Consider the following 19,194-nt stretch of genomic DNA (forward strand, 5'->3'; position numbering starts at 1 on the left):
TGTGATAGTGTCTGCCACGGCCCGTCTCCTATGCATGAGGCTCTGTGCGAGGATAACTCACGCAACCCTCGATACCTGCATATTGTGAGACGGGTCACCCGGTCCCAAGGCGAACATTTAGTCTAGCGCGGGCTTCGTGCCTGGTTGATCGCGCGGCGCTGGCTCTCGACGCTTGCCTCCTCTGCTTCGTAGGCGCCGGTGGCGGGCAGAAGCCCGCGGATACGATGGCGCATCGCCTCAAACGCCGCCCATTGCGACTTCGGCACCATTTTAATCGCATGTCTGTCGCCGCGGGTGAGTGCTCCCGGTCCGAAACGTGCATCGAGCGCCTTGCGGACAGTCGCGAACTCCGCACGGATCTCCGGATTAAGCGCCCGAACCTTCCCCGCGAGATGCTTCGCATTCTTCGCCGTCTGTTCCGTTAAACGACGGAGCTCACTCTCAGCTTCTTTGGTCAACCCTGGTATAGCGACACTCATGCGGTTTCGTTCATTCTTGACCGCCAACAGCTCCGCCTCGTAGGCGGCGGCGTAGGAGCATCCCATGGCGCGAATGGAGGCGGCAGCGATATTGACATACTGTATTGCTTCCCGACGCTCTCGTCCTGCTGCCAGGAGCCTCTCCAACACCCTGTCCGAGCCACGCAAGGCGCCATAGGCGGCGGGATCAGCGACAATGGCATGCACAATGCGTTCGGGGTCGATCTTCATTGTTACAAGGCTCTCGATCGTCGCAACCGCGGTGGCCGGATCGCGCCAGATCCGAACTGCGTCTCGCCCGAGTGCCGCTCTCTCCTGCCTGTAATGCTGGGCCTCCACCGCCCTGAGCCGCGCCTCATCCTCCACACTGACCTTGAATTCGGTTACAGCTGGCAACATTGGCAAGCGCGCGACCGAATACTGCGGAGCAAATGCTGCCGGTGCGATGAGTTGAGCGGGCTCGTGTTTTTCTATCATGCGCTGCTCCGCCGCAAACCGTCTAACGACCGAAAACAGCACAGTCAGTTCGGCCTGCCTTTCCTCCACCATGCTTTCCGGAAAACGCATCGCCGTATCGCGCTTAGCGAAGCCATCTGCCTTGTCGGAAAACGCAAGCCATCCGAACCGACGGGTCAGGGCATCGTCGATGGCCTTGACCTCCTGCACTACTGAGCGATCCTCCGTGGCGATCCGGAAAGCGGATCGATAAGCCTCATCTCCCCCTTTCTCCCAGGCCGTTTCGATCTCCAAAAGCCGCGCTCTTGCATTTTTGGAAAGTGCCGGAACAACGAAGCTCATATGCGATCTGCGCATTCGCTCGCGGTTGAGGAAGCGCTCTTCTTGGCTACGAAACTCCGTCGCCAGAGCTCGCGCCAAAAGCGCGAGCTCTGGCACAGCTGACAAGGTCGCCGCCCTCTCCTTCCTGGCCGCTTGACCGTCGACAAGGTTAGCGCCGCCACGCAGTTTCCCGAGTGCTTTCGGGAATCGAATAAGCCGGTCTGCGATCAGCTGCGGATCCTTGGCGGTATTCGAGGATTGTTCGTTCAACCCCGCAAGCGCGGCCGCCGGATCGCGGTAAATCCGCTTGAGCAAAGGCATGATGATCGCTTCCTGCTCCGCCCAGGCAGGTGATGCGAGGTGCGCAAGTCGAGCATCTTCCTCGAGTGTCCGCGAGAACGAAATCGTTGCCGGGAGTAATTCTGGATTCTCATCCGCACTGACCTTAGGAACCTGCCGCCTGGCTGCACTGCTGCTTGCCTCAATGCCTTCGGCATGCTCAGCCGCAATATCAAGCGCGGAGTTGGCGCGTTGCCATAGTCTAACCACTCGACCACGCTGATCGGAAAGCCAGCTCAGCGTACGATCCGCCTTCTCAACAAGACTCCAGCCAGACACTACCTCAATTCCGCGACGCTTCGCGAAGTCCTCTGCCAGTGATCGGTATGCATCCTCCGTCACGTAATCGAGCGTGGTCGTTTTTCCGCCCGAACGCGAGAGCCGTATAACCAGCTGCGGAAATAAGTCCGGCAAACGGTTTTCCTTGGCAATCCGTCGTTGTCGGTCCTCTGCTTTTTCGATCAGACCCGCTCTCCAGATGTTGCGCTCGACAACACGCTCTTCGAAGCGTCTTTTGCCAGTGTCTTCATCGTTGACTGGAACCTTGACCGTGACCTTCTCTGTTCCATCCTTTCGAAGCATTACGGTGTCGCCGACATGCACCCCGCCATTCTTCAGCGCCTTCGGCAGACTGACGCCCCACAGACGATGAGTCATTCCATCTTCAATACGAAGATCGGCATAGGGACTTGGACCTACATCGTCGCGCGGTCGAAACGTCGCAATTCCTGTTTCGACAAGCTCGCCGCTAACCCCGTCGGTGTAGTCGGCACGCGGCGCTCTGTCGCGTTCCCGCCTCCGCTGGAAATCCTCCGCAGCAACATAAAGATCGACGCGATCGCGGTGGCGGGTCATCGCGACATACGTCAGATGCTGGTCCATCATGCCGGTCGCCAGCACGAAGGCGCGATGAAAAGTCGAACCCTGACTTTTGTGGATGGTCGCGGCGTAGCCATGATCGACATTGCGATAGGTATCCTCGGCAAAAACGACATCGCGTCCATTGTCGAGCCGCACCGTGAGCAGCGCCGTCCCGCTTCCGGCTGCCGTCGAGCAAACCGTCCCGAGCATGCCGTTCTTCACGTGCTGAACAGTAAGGTTCTTGGCATGCGGCGCGACGAACCGGGCATTTTCGAGAAAGATGATCCGATCACCAACCGCGAACTCCCGCATACCGCGCTCGGTCAGGAACGGCCGGCTGTCCGACAACAGTCCATCCGTCGAAAGCACATTGCGAATAGAACGGTTCAACACCTTCACGTCGTCATTGGTATGCGCAAGTACAGTCAGTTCGTCGCCACGAAGTTTGCGACCTTCCGCCCTGGCGTTCGCTACCAATTCGCGATGTGCAGCTGTCCAGTCTACGACGATGCGCTCGATGGCAGCCTGACGGGTCTCGGCGCTAACGATATGCCCGCGTTCGCCATAAGCGGCAAGCGCCGCTTTCACATCGCCGCGGGCAAATTGCTTGGAGGCCGTACGCGCCCATTCCTCTTTCTGCCGCCGGACACCGGCCAGCTCTACAGAGTTGATGCGCTCGACAATCGCTCGAAAAGCCGCACCGGCCTGAATCGGCTGAAGCTGCATCGGATCACCAATGAGCACCGCCTTTGCGCCCGCGACCTCGATACGCTTCAACAAACGCCCCATTTGTTGGGACGACACCATTCCGGCCTCGTCTACGACCAGCACATCCCCTTTTCCGAGAAGATCGTTACCTCGCTCCCAGGCACGTTCCCAGGAGGCGATGGTGCGGGCGAGAATACCGGAACTTTCCTCCAATCCCTCAGCAGCCTTGCCGGCCAGTGCCGCACCGACGACACGCCGCCCCTCATTTTCCCAAACAGTACGGGCGGCACTCAACAATGTCGATTTACCGGCGCCGGCCACACCGACGACCGCGGCAATTGCGCCACCGGCGGTAACATGCCGGACGGCATCGATTTGCTCTGTTGCGAGCCGAACACCACCGGCAGACATTTCAGATTCAATTGATGTAACGGCAGCGTCAACGCGGGACTTAGAGACACCGAAGCCTTTCATCTTCGACAACTTAATTGCCAAGCGTGCCATTTCATATTCGGTTCGGACCAGAGCGCGCGTCGTGAACACCGCCGGACACTCTACTTTGCAGGTTTCACTGTTTAGCCGTTGCGGCTGCAGCATCACCAGATCGTCCGATGCCATCAGTCTGGCGCGTATATTGGCAAAGACGATCGGATCGTCGATATAACGATGTAGCGCGCGGGCGATATCCCTCTCGTTAAAGGTCGATCGCTCGATGGCGAGTTGCTTGAGCAACAAGGTCGGATCATCCGTGAGCCGGTCGGCAATCTCATAGCGCTTGGCCAATGCAGTCGGTGAAGAATAGGGTTCGACGCCTTTACGAACAAGCGCAGCACGATCCGGACCGAAATGCCGTTGCTCCAGTCCGCGAAGTCCTTGTTCATCGTAGGAACGACCATCAAGGCGGAAGTCATGACCGGCAAGCGCCAGATGGCGGCTTGCCGTTTCCGCCCAGGCAACCTTCCACTCCTTCATCGCTTCCTTGTCGCCTGCCCACAGCCGATAAACGATTTTCCCCTCAGGTCGGTCGGGCGTTTTGACGCGTACCGGTTGGCCGTCTTCACCGACGATCGCGACTTTCTTCGGCCCGAACCCCTCCTCGGCCAAAGGGCGCAGCGTTGCCATAATATGAACATGCGGATTGCCGTCCTTGTCGTGATAAACCCAATCGGCGACCATTCCCCGCGACGTGAGGTTTTCCCGCACGAAGTCGCGCACAAGTTCGATGTTCTCCTTGCGGTTTAATTCCACCGGAAGCGCGAGAATGATCTCGCGGGCAAGCTGCGCATCGCAGCGCGTCTCGAAACGGTCGACCGCGTTCCAAAGCACTTTACTGGCACCAGCGATCGTCCGCCCATCTATGGCCGCCTTCAGCCATGCGGGTGTCTCGGCGGGCAAAGCAAGTTCTTCATGCGCCAGTTCCGCAGCATCGCCATAGTAGCGGAATTCCTTGCCGATCTGTTCGTCCATCATCTTGGTGCGATGACGATAGGCAGCTGCAGAGATGATACTGCGTCCGGCACTCCGGCTGATCACCTGAGCCCTCACAAACATGATAGCCAATTCAGGTCAAGCTCCCCTCCCAAGCGCGTCGCAACTGCGACGTATATTGCGCCATCCGCCTACTTAGTAGCACTTCATGATTCATCTTTGGCTCGGAGTTTCATTTTCCAATACCTCATTTCCGACGATTTGACTACGATCTTTAAGACAGTATAATCGCGTCTCATCGCAGACAGAGGAAGGACGAAAAGTGCGCTCAAAAACAACCATTTCGGAAATCGATGCTCAAATCGAAGCACTGCGGGCGAAACGCAAAAACCTGCTGTTTAAAGCCAACGAGCGTTTCGCCCGGATGGCGCAGAAAGCCGGTCTCGCCGAACTCGATATTCCCGACAGCGAGCTCGACGCCATTTTCGCAGAGATCGTCACACGATTTCGCGAAAGGGTCCGGGGCGCCGCTGGTCCATCCGCTTAGGCGGCTTGACCAGCGGATTGTATTTCTCGAACGGAAGCGGCAGCACAGAATGACGCAAGAGCGCAAGCGCGATACCCACGAGAAAGTCATCCTCGGCGGATTGGTCATCAAGGCAGGCTTAAGGAACGCCGATCGGGCGTTTCTGCTCGGAGCGCTGATCGAGGCGAGCCGGGTTCCAGTCGGGGCGGTGGAGCATGATCGGCTATGCGCCCTCGGTGCGAAGGCCTTTCGGGCGGAGGCCCGCGCACTGATCAAACTATAAACAGAGAGTGCGGGATGGCGGCGAAACGACGACTCAGCCCGATGGTCCTGCTGGCACTCGTGCCAATAGCAGTGAGCCTCGCGGCTTTGCTTATCACAGCTTACAAGTGGCCGACGATGGCGACTATGGTTGCGCCCGAGTATGCCTATTGGTTCATGCGTGCGCCCCCGATTCCCAATCTTTTCTCTGGACCGATTTCGGGGCTCATTACTGTGGCAATCTTGCCTCTGCACCGGCGCAGACCGATCGCGCTTGTCAGTGTCATCACGTTTCTCTGCATTGGCGGATTTTACGCTGTGCGGGAACACGCCCGCCTGTCTCCCTTCGTTCAGTCTGGAGTGGTCACCTGGGCAGGGGCGTTTTCCTATCTCGATCTCTACGCAGCCGCAGGCGCAATCGGCGGCTTTGCCATCGTGGCGCTCACCGCCCGTATGTCCATAATCATCGGTGGAACGGTCAAACGAGCCCGGCGGGGCACCTTCGGCGATGCCGATTGGCTGTCTATGTCTGCCGCCGCCACTCAGTTTCCGGCGGATGGCGAAATCGTCATTGGCGAGCGCTACCGGGTCGATCTCGAGACGATCCACCGTGTCCCCTTTCGGCCTGACGACCGGTCAACCTGGGGGAAAGGCGGCAAGGCACCGCTGCTCACCTATAGGCAAGATTTCGATTCCACTCATATGCTGTTTTTCGCTGGTTCAGGCGGATACAAGACCACGAGCAATGTTATTCCGACAGCGTTGCGCTATACCGGACCACTGATCTGCCTCGATCCCTCGACCGAAGTAGCGCCGATGGTTGTTGCCCATCGGCGAACGAAGCTCAAACGAAACTGCATCGTACTTGGCCCATCCAATCCCGCTTGGGGCTTCAACGTCCTCGACTGGATCGAAACCTCGAAATCCAAGGAAGAGGACATCGTCGCGGTTGCTCACATGCTTTTGTCGGAAAGCTCTCGGATCGAAACATCGACGGGGTCATACTTTCAGAACCAGGCGCACAATCTTCTGACAGGTTTGCTGGCGCACGTCATGCTCTCTGCGGACTATGCCGGTCGTCGCGATCTTCGCAGTCTGCGCCAGATTGTTTCCGAGCCCGAACCGTCAGTCCTGGCGATGTTGCGCGACATTCAGGAAACATCGCAATCGGCCTTTGTCCGCGAGACGCTGGGCGTCTTCACCAATATGACGGAACAGACTTTCAGTGGCGTCTATTCTACCGCGTCGAAGGATACACAATGGCTATCGCTCGACGACTATGCCGCGCTCGTCTGCGGGACGGCATTCAAATCGGGTGATATCGTCAAGGGCGCGATCGACGTTTTCCTGAACATTCCCGCCTCGATCCTGCGCAGCTATCCGGGCATTGCCCGCGTCATCGTCGGTTCACTGATCAATGCCATGATCCAGGCCGACGGGGCCTTCGACCGCCGCGCACTCTTCATGCTCGATGAGATTGATCTGCTCGGCTTCATGCGCGTGCTCGAGGATGCCCGCGACTACGGCCGGAAATACGGCATCACGCTGATGTTGATGTATCAATCGGTCGGCCAGCTCGAAAAGCACTTCGGCCGTGATGGCGCGACCTCATGGATCGATGGATGCGCCTTTGCATCCTATGCGGCAATCAAGGCGCTCGACACGGCCCGGAACGTTTCCGCTCAATGTGGCGAAATGACCGTTGAGGTCGAGGGCCGGTCCCGCAATATCGGCGGGAGCAGCTCTGACAAAGCTTCAAGGCGGTCAGAGAGTGTCAGCCTTCAGCGCAGACCGCTGATTATGCCGCACGAAATCATCCAGTCGATGCGCAAGGACGAGCAGATCATCATTGTCCAGGGTCACAGTCCGTTGCGTTGCGGACGGGCGATTTATTTCCGGAGAAAAGACATGAATGCGGCGGTCGAACCCAACCGGTTCGTCAAGGCACCGGCGACCTAAGCGATCACATCCTGTCACCGCTCGGCGATACGTCCAAAAGATTGCGGTCGAAGCAAGATGACGCACGGCCTCTATTCTGGAGGCGGGTCATCGGTGTTGCGACGGACGAGTTCCTGCCGTGCCGCTTCCAGTTCGGCTTCGATCTGGTGGCGCTCCTCGGCGTCCGGGCAATACTGCAATTCAGCGCGCAGTTCCTCGATGTGCTGTTCGATCGTCATCGTCATCTCCTTGAATTTGTGAAAGATGACGCCGTCGGTCATGAGGGGTCGGAAGGGGTCAAGGCTCGCGTCACGCGACCGGCGGAGCCGGCGCGCGGAGGAGCCGATTTTGCCGCTTGCGGCAAAATTGGAGGGGCCGCGCGGCCTTGAAGCGTTCCGGCCCCTCATGGCATCCTGACACTTCTGAGCAGACAGGGTGGGTTGGGTATGCCACCCAGAATGTGCAGGCACCTGGCTGACCTCGCTTCTGACAAGATCCGGTTAGAGCGCCACGAGTTGCATTTCGCCAATGACGACAAACAAACCGGGACCGTAGCCTGCCGACTACGGCCCCTCCTGGCTATATACTCAGCTAGGCGACGATCCGGCTGGCTGCAGTAGCGACTTTGGCATAGGCCGAAATTGGCCGGTCCGCTTTAAAGGTGAGGTCCCTTTCGACGCGCAGGCCAAGGCGGCCGCGAACGGATTGGATCTCCGAGAGAAGAACGGAACCGAGTTCGGGAAACCCGACGCCGAGGTCGCAGAGCCCGAAGAGCAGATCGGGGTCCTCCGGTTCGGCAGCAGCGATCAACCATGTGGCGGCCGCGTCGGGCGTAAACAGTTTGACGAGCGGAAGCGGATCGAAGTCTGGATCGCGTTGGAAGCGTCGACCGTTGGTGATGAGGGCCGCGCGGATTTCCTCGGTGATGAGGCGCATTGGTATTCTCCAAGATGAAGGGGTTGGACGGAGCGGCCCCGCGATCACCGCGGGGCCGGCGTATGCGACGCTCAGGCTGGATCATTCCACAGGATGACCTTGCGGTTCGCCTCGCCGCCCGGTGCCGGTGCGACATTGCCGAAAATCACGCCGATCTCGGGCGCTTCGAGCTTGACCGAGAGGTATTCCTCGCCGGTGCGCTGCGAGTTCCGGTACCAGCCGGCGCCGATCTCGAAGCCGGTGCGGCGGTGGATGATGCGATAGTCAGGGGCGCCTTCGCTTGTCTTCTGCCCATTCGGGATGAGGGCGATCGGGGCGTTGACCTTAATGGTGGCGAAGAGACCTTCGAGGGTGCCGTCGGTCTTTTCGGTAAGGGTTGCGATCGTGGTGGCCATGGTGCTGTCTCCTTCGGTTGCTCGGGAACCATTCCCGATGGCGCCCGAAGAAGGGGCCGAGCCGCAAGTGTCACCGCAGCGAAGCGGAGGGAAACCCCTTGCGGGTTGACGCTGGACGCGGCCGGTCCCTTAGAAAGGCGACATCGAGAACGGGAATGGTTTCCGACGCGAGCGATCGAGGAGACGCGTGGTTCGTGCGCGCCATCGCACACGGGCGTTCAAAAACCGGCAGCGCGGGTCTCATGGGGCTGGAACCTCATGAGCAACGCTATCGCCCGCAAATAGTGCAGGGTTGGGAGGCCGCTGCGCGTTCGTCATTAACCGAGACAGCCGACGGACTGGCTCGCAGGATCCGCGAAGGTCCGCGAGCTGCCGAAGATCATGCGGATCTCGGATGCTGTCCGGTTTGACCGAGAGGTATAGTTCGCCGGTATGCCGTAACGGTAGCCGCGGCCTCCACGAATACCCGATCGACAAGCGGAGACAGCTTGTACGTCGGCACAGATAAATGGCCTAGCGTGTCAATCGTCGATCCGAAATCCGACCTTCACAACCACCTGATAGCACGCCACCGCCCCATCCTTGATCTGTCCCCGGATTTGATCCACCTCGAACCATTCGAGATTTCTCATTGTTTTAGAGGCCCGCATAATCGCCGTCTCGATTGCCTCGGTCACCGAGACTTTCGAACTACCGATAAGTTCCACCTTCTTGTAGACATGGTCGCTCACGTTATCCTCCCGTATAGGTTCAGGCTACGCTTGGCTTCAAAAGGGCTCGAGGGCACCGCTCGACGGGGTTGCTGCTCAATAGAGCGGGCATCGTCACACCGACAACGCTGCGCCAAGGGACTGCTTGCATGCACAGCGAACCCAACGATCCGGCAATACCGCGTTGCTGTCAAACAATGTCAGAGGCAAAGGCCACCGCGAGCCGGAGATCAATCGGGCCGCGCAATCCTTAGAGGACTTGCGGCGCCCCTCGTCATGAGGGGCTTGGTGAGACGGATGATAGCACCCCGGGGCGCTGTGGCGGAGGACACTATGCCGAGCGACTTAGCCATATCTCTGTCACCCGGAACTTGCCCTCCACCCGTTTGCATTGAATGACCACATCGACCATCATCTTCAAGAGGTTGCGGATATCGTCGCGGGCGAGATCCTGCCCGCCGTCGGATTCCTTAACGAGGAGGGTCAGCTGCTCAAACGCGAGGGCCGCCGAGTCAGCGTGCACAGTGGTGATGGACCCTGGATGTCCGGAGTTGATATTTCGGATGTAGTAGAAAGCCGTGCCGTCGCGCAGTTCCTGCAGCAGGACACGATCGGGACGCATCCGCAGGCTTGACTCCAGCAGTTCCTTGGGACCGATTTTCGCAAGGCCCTGTTCACCCTTCGAATAGAACAGTCGAACGTGGTTTGGTTGCGGAATGACCAGCTCGGCTGTATCCTCGATTGTGATAATGCGCTCGAACGTCGGAATGTGCTGGATCAGCGCCTTCGACAGCGTGGTTTTACCCGAGCCGGTCGCCCCGGAAATAATGATGTTCTTCCGGGCGACAACCGATTGCTCCAGGAACGCCGCATAGTTTCCGGCTTCGTAAAGCTTAGACAGCCTTCTGTCCGGACAGTCGGCTCGATCACCCGCCGCGGCGGTCACGGTAAATAGTCCTGCTGCGTCGAGGCCGCCTAACGACAAGGACACCGATGAGGGTTTGCGAATGGTGATGCTCACCGTGCCTTTTGTTGTCGCCGGCGGGATAACAATCTGAATGCGCTCGTCGTCCGGAAGAGTTGCTGAAAGGATCGGCCTCGCCTCGTCGATCGCCTGATGCGAATGACTGGCAACCGCGCGGGCAAGACGCATCAATCTGTCGAAGGTCAGTTCCGCAACGTCAAAGCGCGACCAGCCAGCGGACCCTTCGGCCAGGACTTCGCCCGGCCGGTTGATGACCACCTCATAGAGTGTGGGGTTTTGCAGCAACCCGGCGATCGGCTGGAGAAGCTGGCGCACGACAGGCGCGTCGCACGTACCCGTCACGCGCTGATCCTCATTTCGTTACCACGCGCGCGCGTTTGCTGAAGTCGCCGAGAACAGAACGTTCGAGAACAGTGCTACGTGGTTCGGTCACCCGCAATTCGTAGATCCGGGAAAAATCGAGATCACGCGCCACGAAAATCGACACGAGCTCGCCCTGGCGCTTGTATAGCGTCGGGACAATATTGATCGATTGCTCGACGGCGATCGCTGCCGCTTGCCTGCCGGCGCTCGTCGTACCCTCCACGTCGACGTCCTGATCTTGTAATTGCCTTCCCCCAAAGCTCGCCACATCACCAACGATCGACAGGAGCAAAGCACTGCCAAAGCGCTCCCACCAATGACTGTCGACATGCCCGTCAAAACCGGTGCGACCGAGCGCATCGGTTGCGGGTGAAGCAAGCGCAATGATGACACCGGTTGGCGTTTTCGCACGGTTCCAGAGGACGAAGAGCCGCTTCTGGCCGCGCCGCAGACCGCCGCGGTATTCGCCGACAACTTGTGTGCCCTTCTCCATCAGCACCACGCGGCCGTTATCCGAAAATACGTCGCGATTGATGACACAGCTCGCGAAGCCAGGCTGGTCAGAAGACAGCGCCGTTTCGAGCACGCACGGGATCGAAGTCCCCATCGCGACGATATAGTTCCGGTTGCCGAGATGTCCGGCGCGCGAACCTTCGAGCCGTGTCGGTTTCAGCATGCGGTCGAAACGCTGATCTTCGTTCTCGCCTCCCTCGCCGCCAAGCGCGCCATTAATGGGCAGATAGGTCGAAGCTTGATCCGGCGGTGTTTGCGTGTATTCGGAACGGCGATCGATCCCTTGGCCTGCGTTGAAGGCCATGACGGGCGCTCGCCGGGCAGATTCCAGAAGCTCGTCCTTTTCGGGTTCGGTGGGCGCTTCGGCGACAACCGGCGTTGGCAATTTGACTTCGGGCAATGGCTCCACCGTCTTTGGCTCCTCTTTTGCCGGCTCGAAGTCCGTCGCTTGCCGGATGACCACCCGCTCCTCACGCTCGGCATTCGGGTCAAGGGTCTGCGAACGCATCGACCACAGCCCGAAGCCGATGAAGGCGAGGATAGCTGCGACAACGGCGCCGCGTCTGAGAGCCGGGTTGCTGTCGAACCCTTGGGGAAGCTGGGCATGTCCGCGTTCGCCGGGTATCGTCGTTGGAACATCGTCTGTCATTGTGCGTCTCTTTGGGCTGTGTCCTCATCTGCTGCCTTGACGACCCTCTCCACCGATGGAGAGGTCGTATGTGTCCCGGGGTTGTCAGCGCCAAGAGGGTGGCCCTCGTTGAAGACGCAGATCACATCCGTTCCACGACGCAGGATGAACTTGCGGCTGATGGCATGAACGAGCACGAGACCACCGGAGATGGATTTTGAGACGAGACTTTCGGTTCCGTCGGAGCTCTCAAGGTAGATTGCCGGGATCTCCCGATTGTCGCCGAAGACAAAAGTTGTAAGCTTGCCGTTGTCGTAAACGGCCTGCGGTTCGATCGCGGCAGATCCTTGCACCGAATATTGCCAGTTGCGCGGGCCATATTGCTCATGGAGCGCCAAAACGTCATTTGCAGCATCGGCTTTCTCCGCTTGGCCACGGGCCTGCGCTTCCAGGCGCCGGCGCTGCGCCTCGTCAGTGGGATAGCGGTACTTCACATAGAAATAGGTATCTTGTCCGGCAGCAACGGAGCCGTCGCGCACTGTCAGCTCCATCTGGTAACTGCGCTTTGAGCCATCTCGTCTTGTCGTGACAATGGAGATGTTGGTGATCGGCTGGTTTTCGCGCGGTTTTAGGAACAGAATATTGCCGGCTGGCGCCACCTCCCAGGCTACCGAATTGCCAAGCGCCACATGCGCGATCTCCTCATTGGGCGCAAACTCCACCTGAACCGACGAGCGCAGCGTGCCGACGATGCGGGTGATGTTGTACGGCTGGTAGTTGACGAAACGAACACGGTTGTCCTGCCCGGCGCCGCTCGGAATATCGAGGGCCAAGGCTGGATGAAACACCGTTGTGACGGCGACAAGGGCGGCAAAGACTGGCAATGAAATTGTCTTCAATTGATCGCCTCCGGATCTGCCCGATAATCACTGACGACGAAGCCAAGCGGATTGACCAGCCGGTCGGTCGAGGAGACCGGGGCATTGACATAGGAATAAGTGAGCGTCGCCACCCAATGAGTTGTGCGCACATCGTCTGCCCGGGTGATGGTGCTGAGAAAGCGCACCGACACGACGTTTGCGTTGATCAGGGAGATCGACTTGATCGTGACTTTCACCGTCGAACCGCGCCCGTAAACATTTTGTGGGGAGTGGGGATTGCTGCCGCGGTAAAGGGTGGCAAAGCGCATCTGCTCGGGTTGCGCCGACAGGAGTGAGACGGTCTCGAAATTCTCCTTGGCCTCCGACCAAACATAGCCTTCGCGCGCCCTGACATAGCGCGCAGCAAAATACTTCGTCACCGCTTCGTCGTAGCTTCCAGCCCCCGAGGTCAGGGCCGATACCACGTCGACAATACCGGTCGAATTGTCGACACGCACGACGAATGGCACGGCCGTCTTTAATGGCGCGAGCGCAGCGACGGCAAAGACGGCGGCGCAGGCAACGAAACTTGCAACAATCGCAATAGTCCAGGCAATTCGTGCCGAACGTTCGACGCTTATCAAGCGATCCTGATCGAAACGGCGCGCCCTGTCGAAATAGGCCTTCAAACCATCCGGGGTGATCATTGGCGCCCCAGCGCCTCGGCGCATTTGCGATAGGACGCGCGTTCGTCAAACTCCTCGAAGGCCGCGGGAACAGGCTGTTCACGCAGGTAACCGAGCGGTTTTGCGGAACGCTGTTTGCCGCCCTCCCATTGCCACATTGAACGGTTGAGCGGACGTTTGGCGTATCCGTCGCATTTCGGGAGATGAGACGTCATCGTGTTGCATCCGCTGACCAGGGCCAACAATAGGAGGCAGAAGACAGTTCGCGGCATATCGACCGGTGTCCTTTGTTCATCCGTAAAGGGGTCGCAGCGCCGTTAAGGCACCTTGCTGGAAGAGCATCGGCAGGTCACGACGTGTCGTGTGCCGACAAGCGGCGAACGGCGGCGTGCATACCGCGTCGCGCGATGCGCTGGACAGCGACTGCTCCGGAGGTGAGCGTACTCTCATGCGCATCGCGTGCCGCAGAGTAGCCATAGGTCAGCGACGCACCACCGGCAGCAAGGGATGCTGCGATACCGGGGAGCTGATAAAAGACATAGAGGCTTGCGATCCCAATGGCTCCGATCGCTATCGGCCGCATCAAGACGTCCTCGTAGGCTTCGACGGTGGTGAACGACGTGTCGAGCGTCGTGATCAGCAGCGAGCCGACCGCAACGACCAGGATCTGTAAGATAACGAAATTAACCAGTTGGCCGATCCAGGCTTCGGTGAAGCGCCGCGTGCTCTGAAACATCGCCAGTGCAATGAAAATGGGACCGAGTGCCAGAATGATGGCGAGTGCGACGCGGGCATAGAGGGAGACGATATAACCGATTGCAGCGACGACGAATGTAATGACGACCATCAAGAGGCCACCGAACGCGGTCGCGATGTCGAGCGGCCAAGAGCTTCTGTTCCAGATTTGGTTGGCCGACGCCTGCCCCTTGTCGAGCAGTGCATCAAATGTCGACGCACTCGGTACGGTGCCGGTGTTGAGCGCCGTGGAGATTTCCTGCGGCAGACTGGTGAAGAATAGATCAGTTACAAACGCCCGATAGTCGGCAGCATCGCGCACGAGCATCACCAAAATGCCGAGCTTGATCGCGCGGTAGGCAAACTCCAGCACAGGCGTTTCGATGGACCCTCTGAGAACCAGATAGCCATAGAGGACGACATAGAGCACGAGGGCCGCCGTCAACGGCCCCGCCACCCACGTGCTGATGTTGGATGTTCCGGAAGAAATGAAACTCTCAAGTGGAGCCTTGAATTGATTGTCGAGGAAAGCAAAGACCTGGTACATCCGCCTTAGCCCCCAAACGCCTTGTTCGTTCGCTCGAGCCGAGCCTTGCCACGGACCGCCTCGGCCAAGCGGTTCAATTCGGTGAGAACCTCACCGTGCAAGCAGGCGGCGGGCAACAGCAGACGGGTCGGCATCGACGTTGTCATTTGAGTGCGGCTCCCATTGCGTCCATCCGTTTGCGCCAGTCTTCGGCCTGGCGTTGCAGATCAACCTGAACCTGCGCTTGCTGGATCATCTGCAGTGCCTGCATGCGCAGGGTGTCCGTCTCGAGAAAGGCGGTTTCGGCAAGCAGCCGGGCCTGAAGGTCTGCTATGTCCTTGGCGTCTCCGGCCGCGGCAATCCGTTTGCGCAACTCGTCGATGCCATCGATGCGCTTGGTTGCCGCGTCATAGATCTGCTGCCCGAGGCTCATCTGACCGGCGTTGCGGTTCTGCATACGAGCAAGTTCTGAGGCGTAGAAATCGTTGGCGCTGGTTTTATAGATGCTGTTGTCATCGAGGAACCTCGTGGCGGAATCGCCAAAGGCGCCGGCGCCTGAGCCCTTCAGCAGCCCTTGGACGGCTGAGAAATCGTCGGGTAGTGCGTTGCGGATCGCCGGATCGTTCAAGATGGTTGCGATATCAGCCATATCGGTCAGCTTGTTCAGGGAGCCGTAAAGCTGCTGCGCCTGATCAAGCTGCGCCTTCATCGTATCCAGTTGCTTGGTCAACTGGGCAATGCTCTCTATGTGTTTGGCGATTGCAGCGTTATCGACAACCGGGATCCCCTGCCCTGAGGTCCCTGTTGCATAAAGCACTGCGGCTGCAGCGATCATCGCTGTCATCTTCCTGATCATCAGCTTTTACTCCTCATTTGCTGGAACAGCGGCAACCAGGCGGACGGATCGTCTCCTACGTCCGCACGGATACGATCCCCCAGTTCGACATTGGCGGTGCGGCCGGACAACACGGCGAGTTCATCGTCGAAGCCTGCGAGATTGAGTTCGGCGACAACACTGTTGTGGCCCTGCTTGACGATAAACCGCCTCGCATCGTTGGAGAGTGCACACGATATCAGTTCGAACTCACGCTCCGTCAGCTTGAAACCATCGACATAATCGGCATGACTTCCACGCGCATTCGGCATGAATAGCTGTGTCGGGCATTGTTCGATGATCGTATGTGCAATCGGTGAACCGATAGCGTCGCGTGGGCTTTGCGTGGCAAACAGCATCAATCCGTTCTGCTTGCGGATTGTCTTCAGCTTGTTTTGGGCAAGATCGCGGAAGGCCTCGTCGGCAAGCGCCTTCCAGAATTCGTCGACGACGATGATGATCCGGCGACCGTCGATCAACTGCTCGACCCGATAAAACAGATAGGCCATCAGTGGCGTGCGGATTTCCTCATTGTCGAGAAAATGCGTCATGTCATAGCCGAGGAACTTCGCGCCGATGCCTATGTCGTCGGCCTCATTGTCGAACACCCAGCCAAGCGGCCCACCTTTTTCCCAGCGACGCAGGCGCGCCGCTATGCCCTCGGGATCGGTGTTGTCAAGGAAAGCACGCAGCGCCCCTATGGTGCGCTCATCGCGCGAAAGGTCAGCAATTCCCTCGATGGCGCCGGCAATATCGCGGACTTCGGTAACGGAAAGCTCACGCGCCTTCGAGCCGACAAGCTTCGCGATCCATTGGGACAGAAAGACCTTGTTCTGCGGCGTGAGCTCAAGACCCTTAAGTGGTGCGCATCCGGTTGGCGCACCATTTCGCAGCGGCAGATAAATCCCGCCTGCGGCGCGCACGAACAGATCGGCGCCGCGGTCCTTATCGAAGAAGACAATATGCGGATCATGCTTCTGCAACTGGGAGAGCATGAAATTGACGACGACGGTTTTGCCCGATCCTGTCGGGCCGCAGACGAAAGTATTGCCGAGATCACCATGGTGGAAGTTGAAATAGAACGGCGATCCGGACGCGGTTTTCAGGAGAGCGACGGCGGGGCCCCATTCGTTACCGTGCTCCTGACCGCGGGGATAGGAATGGAAGGGCGAAAGAGCGGCGAAATTTTTGGACGTGATTGCGCCAGAGCGGGCCCGATAGCGAAAATTGCCCGGAAGCTGCGCCCACCAAGCTGCTTCGAGCCCGAGATCCTCACGGGCAACGACTGCACCCCCATTGGTGAGGTGCGCGCGCGACTTTGCCAGATTGTCATTGAGCTCGGTCACCGATGGCGCAAAGACTGCGAGCGTCAGATGATGTTCGCCCAGGGCGAACCGGTTTGATTCCAGATCGTCGAGGGCGTCTGCAAGCTCGTGCAGTTGTGAACTTGCCCTGTCGCCAGCGCTGACCATCTGGTTCTGCTTGCGCCCCATTATCACCTTGGCGTCGGCCTTGCTGACAAAGGCGAATGACTGAGTGAGGATGAGCTCGAACGGTGCCGTGAGCAGGTCATCAAGCATGCCAGTGCGGGTGCGCGCCGGGTACTCCTTGAACCCGAACATGCCGGCGAAACGGCTCGCGGCTTCATGTCGTATCTCGGCGGTTTCCCGGCCAACGATGACCCGGTCGGAGTAAATCGCTGAAGAAATGCGCCCTTGTGTAAGCGGGATCGGTTCTCGCCTGCCGCCGACCAGTTGATGGAGCACCTCACTCGGCTCGGAAAAGACAATGCCGTCGCGCTCATAGATCGATAAAATGCGTGGCGCGAAGCGCGCCAAGCCGGCTGAGACGTCAGTCGTCACGTCGACCAGATGTTTGAGGGCCTGGCGATCAAGTTCGAAGCCAGTGGCCCGTGCGGTCTTTAGCCTGGTCAGCAACGTTGCAATCTTGCGGGCAGGATGGCGGGCCGGATGCCACACCAGCGTCAGATAGAGATCGTTGCGAAAGAGATCCTCGCCAACCATCCTGTCGCGGTATTTTTGATTGAGGCTGGCGGAGAAGGCATTGGCATAAATGCCGTGCGGATAGTCATTGTCGCGGCGACGGATGACATGTGCCCATAGCGCCAACCGCTCATCGGCGATGTTGCGATAAAGCGTGTTGAGATCGCGGTGAAACGCATTGATATCGAGGGGATCAGCTGTTTCAAAAGCGATGCCTTCAAGGGCGATGACCGACATCAAAGCGCGAGAGTCGAGGCCAATGACGGTCTCATCGATATGACGGACGTAGGGAATAAAGGTTTCCGGTTCCAGTTCGCGGGCTTTGAACTTAGCAAGACTAGTCAAGGTCTAGATCCTCCCGGCCAAAACATGATCAAGGCGCAAGGGAGTGACAGTCGAGCCTCCCCACAGAATCGTGTTGCGCGCCCTGCCTCGCGTTTCAATGCAGGCAACGAGGACGCGAAACATATTATGGTCGTGCTTGACGAGTGCTTTGAAAGCGAGATGGAGAACCACGCCAACCAGGGCATAGACAATCGAGCCGGCGACGATGAACAGGATCGTCGTCAGCATCACGTTGATCGCCATCGCCTCCATCGTCACCCCGGCAACCATGATGGGACGCGTGCAAGCAAGTAATAGCGTGTCTTCCTCAACAGCAGCAGCGCGCGACATGAGCATCATCCGACGATCGTGTTGACCAGTTCGGTGGCGCCGAAGATGCCGCCGATACCGATGATCCAAAATCCTGCCTTGCGCAGATCCATGTAACCGAACATCCAGGAGATGCAGATGACTATGATGGCGATGACCGCGAGCAGGCGCGCGATATTGCCGGTCAGCATATCGACGATGTTCTGAAGCACGTTTTCAATGCCAGCGGCCTGGGCGAAGGCTGGTTCCATCATCGCCAAGGTCGTCGCTGCGGTGATCAATATCGACGCAGCAACAGGCTTTAGATGCGATCGTAAGGCCATTCGAAACTCCCTTTATTGTTTGGAAAAAACGACAACCGAAGAGCCCGCTTTCGAAGCGAATACATCCCAGTCATCCTGACCGCCGCGGGGCAACGGCTGAACCTCTTGTGCCTTTGCGGCTTCGCCGAGCGGGACGCCTTCATTCGGCATTGGGTCAATGTCGCCGTCGCCGATCGCTCCGTGCGGCGACCGTGCCTGCCGCGTGACATCTTCCAGTTCCAGCTCGGACAGGCGTGGCTTCAACCGCTCCTTTTCTTTTTCGACACGGCGGTCGTATCCGACGATCTCACCGATCTTTGCATCGCCTCGACCGAAGTAGGCGCGCAGCGTGACGGCTTCGAGCTCTGTGCCTTCGAACCCCGCGCGGTCCGCAGCGATCCGGTATTGCGTCAGAAGGTGCGCCGTGGCCTTGAGGTTCTCGCACGGGTCAAAGCCATCGACGATGCTCATTCCCATGCTCGCAAGGTCAGACGGGCTTATGCCCCCGAGCCCGAGATCCACGCTATGGCCCTCGGCAATGAGCCCGGTCGCAATATCGGCGGCTTGGATGATATTGCGCGGCGGAGCGCCGAGCGGATGATCACTGTTGATACGGATCGCCAACGGCGCAAGGCCGCTTTCAATGCTGACGACAGCCGCGAGGATCTCGCTTGAGATCGTCGGTGCGCAGGTCTCAGCCAATTCGA

The 19,194-nt window shown here is 58.8% G+C and carries 19 protein-coding genes; 3 read left to right on the forward strand and 16 right to left on the reverse strand.

Translation table 11 applies throughout. The annotated features are described in order from the left end of the window. Nucleotides 1-122: 122 nt before the first annotated feature. Complete coding sequence (gene traA, locus BKP54_RS27755) at nt 123-4,724, reverse strand: Ti-type conjugative transfer relaxase TraA (protein WP_084815204.1); 4,602 nt, start codon at nt 4,722-4,724, stop codon at nt 123-125. A gap of 190 nt (nt 4,725-4,914) precedes the next feature. On the opposite strand from traA, the gene BKP54_RS27760 reads away from it, so the two are divergent. Genes BKP54_RS27760 through traG form a run of 3 tightly spaced genes read left to right on the forward strand, consistent with a single transcriptional unit; the run spans nt 4,915 to nt 7,338 of the window. After that, nucleotides 4,915-5,139: a TraC family protein gene (locus BKP54_RS27760; RefSeq protein ID WP_057206344.1), complete on the forward strand. Its 225-nt coding sequence runs from the start codon at nt 4,915-4,917 to the stop codon at nt 5,137-5,139. A gap of 49 nt (nt 5,140-5,188) precedes the next feature. Continuing rightward, nucleotides 5,189-5,401, forward strand: coding sequence for a conjugal transfer protein TraD (locus tag BKP54_RS27765; protein WP_057206342.1), 213 nt, complete (start codon nt 5,189-5,191; stop codon nt 5,399-5,401). A gap of 14 nt (nt 5,402-5,415) precedes the next feature. Continuing rightward, on the forward strand, nt 5,416-7,338 hold the full coding sequence (gene traG, locus BKP54_RS27770) for a Ti-type conjugative transfer system protein TraG (protein ID WP_084815205.1): 1,923 nt from the start codon (nt 5,416-5,418) through the stop codon (nt 7,336-7,338). Nucleotides 7,339-7,409: 71 nt separating this feature from the next. Here traG and BKP54_RS36150 read toward each other — a convergent pair whose 3' ends face one another. The 15 genes from BKP54_RS36150 to BKP54_RS27845 form a co-directional block, all read right to left on the reverse strand. Beyond that, a complete protein-coding gene (locus BKP54_RS36150) occupies nt 7,410-7,556 on the reverse strand; it encodes a hypothetical protein (protein WP_164474906.1) in 147 nt (48 codons plus the stop codon). Between the two features lie 352 nt (nt 7,557-7,908). After that, on the reverse strand, nt 7,909-8,259 hold the full coding sequence (locus tag BKP54_RS27780; RefSeq protein ID WP_198956882.1) for a DUF2958 domain-containing protein: 351 nt from the start codon (nt 8,257-8,259) through the stop codon (nt 7,909-7,911). A gap of 65 nt (nt 8,260-8,324) precedes the next feature. After that, complete coding sequence (locus tag BKP54_RS27785; RefSeq protein WP_057215297.1) at nt 8,325-8,648, reverse strand: DUF736 family protein; 324 nt, start codon at nt 8,646-8,648, stop codon at nt 8,325-8,327. A gap of 521 nt (nt 8,649-9,169) precedes the next feature. Beyond that, on the reverse strand, nt 9,170-9,379 hold the full coding sequence (locus BKP54_RS27790) for a dodecin (RefSeq protein WP_057206335.1): 210 nt from the start codon (nt 9,377-9,379) through the stop codon (nt 9,170-9,172). 310 nt (nt 9,380-9,689) lie between these two features. Next, a complete protein-coding gene (virB11, locus tag BKP54_RS27795; RefSeq protein WP_057224245.1) occupies nt 9,690-10,685 on the reverse strand; it encodes a P-type DNA transfer ATPase VirB11 in 996 nt (331 codons plus the stop codon). Nucleotides 10,686-10,695: 10 nt separating this feature from the next. Continuing rightward, nucleotides 10,696-11,868 (reverse strand): type IV secretion system protein VirB10, encoded by a 1,173-nt coding sequence (virB10, locus tag BKP54_RS27800; RefSeq protein ID WP_084815207.1) that lies wholly within the window; start codon nt 11,866-11,868, stop codon nt 10,696-10,698. Beyond that, nucleotides 11,865-12,737 (reverse strand): P-type conjugative transfer protein VirB9, encoded by an 873-nt coding sequence (gene virB9, locus BKP54_RS27805; RefSeq protein WP_084815255.1) that lies wholly within the window; start codon nt 12,735-12,737, stop codon nt 11,865-11,867. The genes virB10 and virB9 overlap by 4 nt, the downstream gene beginning before the upstream one ends. A 5-nt stretch (nt 12,738-12,742) precedes the next feature. Then, entirely contained in the window at nt 12,743-13,414 is a 672-nt protein-coding gene (locus BKP54_RS27810; RefSeq protein ID WP_057206329.1) for a virB8 family protein, read from the reverse strand. Next, complete coding sequence (locus tag BKP54_RS27815) at nt 13,411-13,608, reverse strand: hypothetical protein (protein ID WP_347369219.1); 198 nt, start codon at nt 13,606-13,608, stop codon at nt 13,411-13,413. Before BKP54_RS27815 ends, BKP54_RS27810 begins: the two co-directional genes overlap by 4 nt. A 134-nt stretch (nt 13,609-13,742) precedes the next feature. Then, the gene (locus BKP54_RS27820; RefSeq protein WP_084815208.1) at nt 13,743-14,675 is read right to left on the reverse strand and encodes a type IV secretion system protein; all 933 of its coding nucleotides are present in this window, start codon (nt 14,673-14,675) and stop codon (nt 13,743-13,745) included. A 142-nt stretch (nt 14,676-14,817) separates the two neighbouring features. Then, on the reverse strand, nt 14,818-15,510 hold the full coding sequence (gene virB5 / locus BKP54_RS27825; protein ID WP_082523513.1) for a P-type DNA transfer protein VirB5: 693 nt from the start codon (nt 15,508-15,510) through the stop codon (nt 14,818-14,820). Beyond that, nucleotides 15,510-17,876, reverse strand: a complete 2,367-nt coding sequence (locus BKP54_RS27830; protein WP_057224238.1) for a VirB4 family type IV secretion system protein — start codon at nt 17,874-17,876, stop codon at nt 15,510-15,512. The genes virB5 and BKP54_RS27830 overlap by 1 nt, the downstream gene beginning before the upstream one ends. Before the next feature lie 3 nt (nt 17,877-17,879). Beyond that, nucleotides 17,880-18,206, reverse strand: coding sequence for a type IV secretion system protein VirB3 (locus tag BKP54_RS27835; protein ID WP_057224327.1), 327 nt, complete (start codon nt 18,204-18,206; stop codon nt 17,880-17,882). A 5-nt stretch (nt 18,207-18,211) separates the two neighbouring features. Then, entirely contained in the window at nt 18,212-18,508 is a 297-nt protein-coding gene (locus BKP54_RS27840; RefSeq protein ID WP_057206323.1) for a TrbC/VirB2 family protein, read from the reverse strand. A 12-nt stretch (nt 18,509-18,520) separates the two neighbouring features. Next, nucleotides 18,521-19,111: a type IV secretion system protein VirB1 gene (locus BKP54_RS27845; RefSeq protein WP_348626769.1), complete on the reverse strand. Its 591-nt coding sequence runs from the start codon at nt 19,109-19,111 to the stop codon at nt 18,521-18,523. Nucleotides 19,112-19,194: the final 83 nt, after the last annotated feature.

The organism is Ensifer sp. 1H6 (assembly GCF_001976035.1).
Classification (GTDB): domain Bacteria; phylum Pseudomonadota; class Alphaproteobacteria; order Rhizobiales; family Rhizobiaceae; genus Ensifer; species Ensifer canadensis.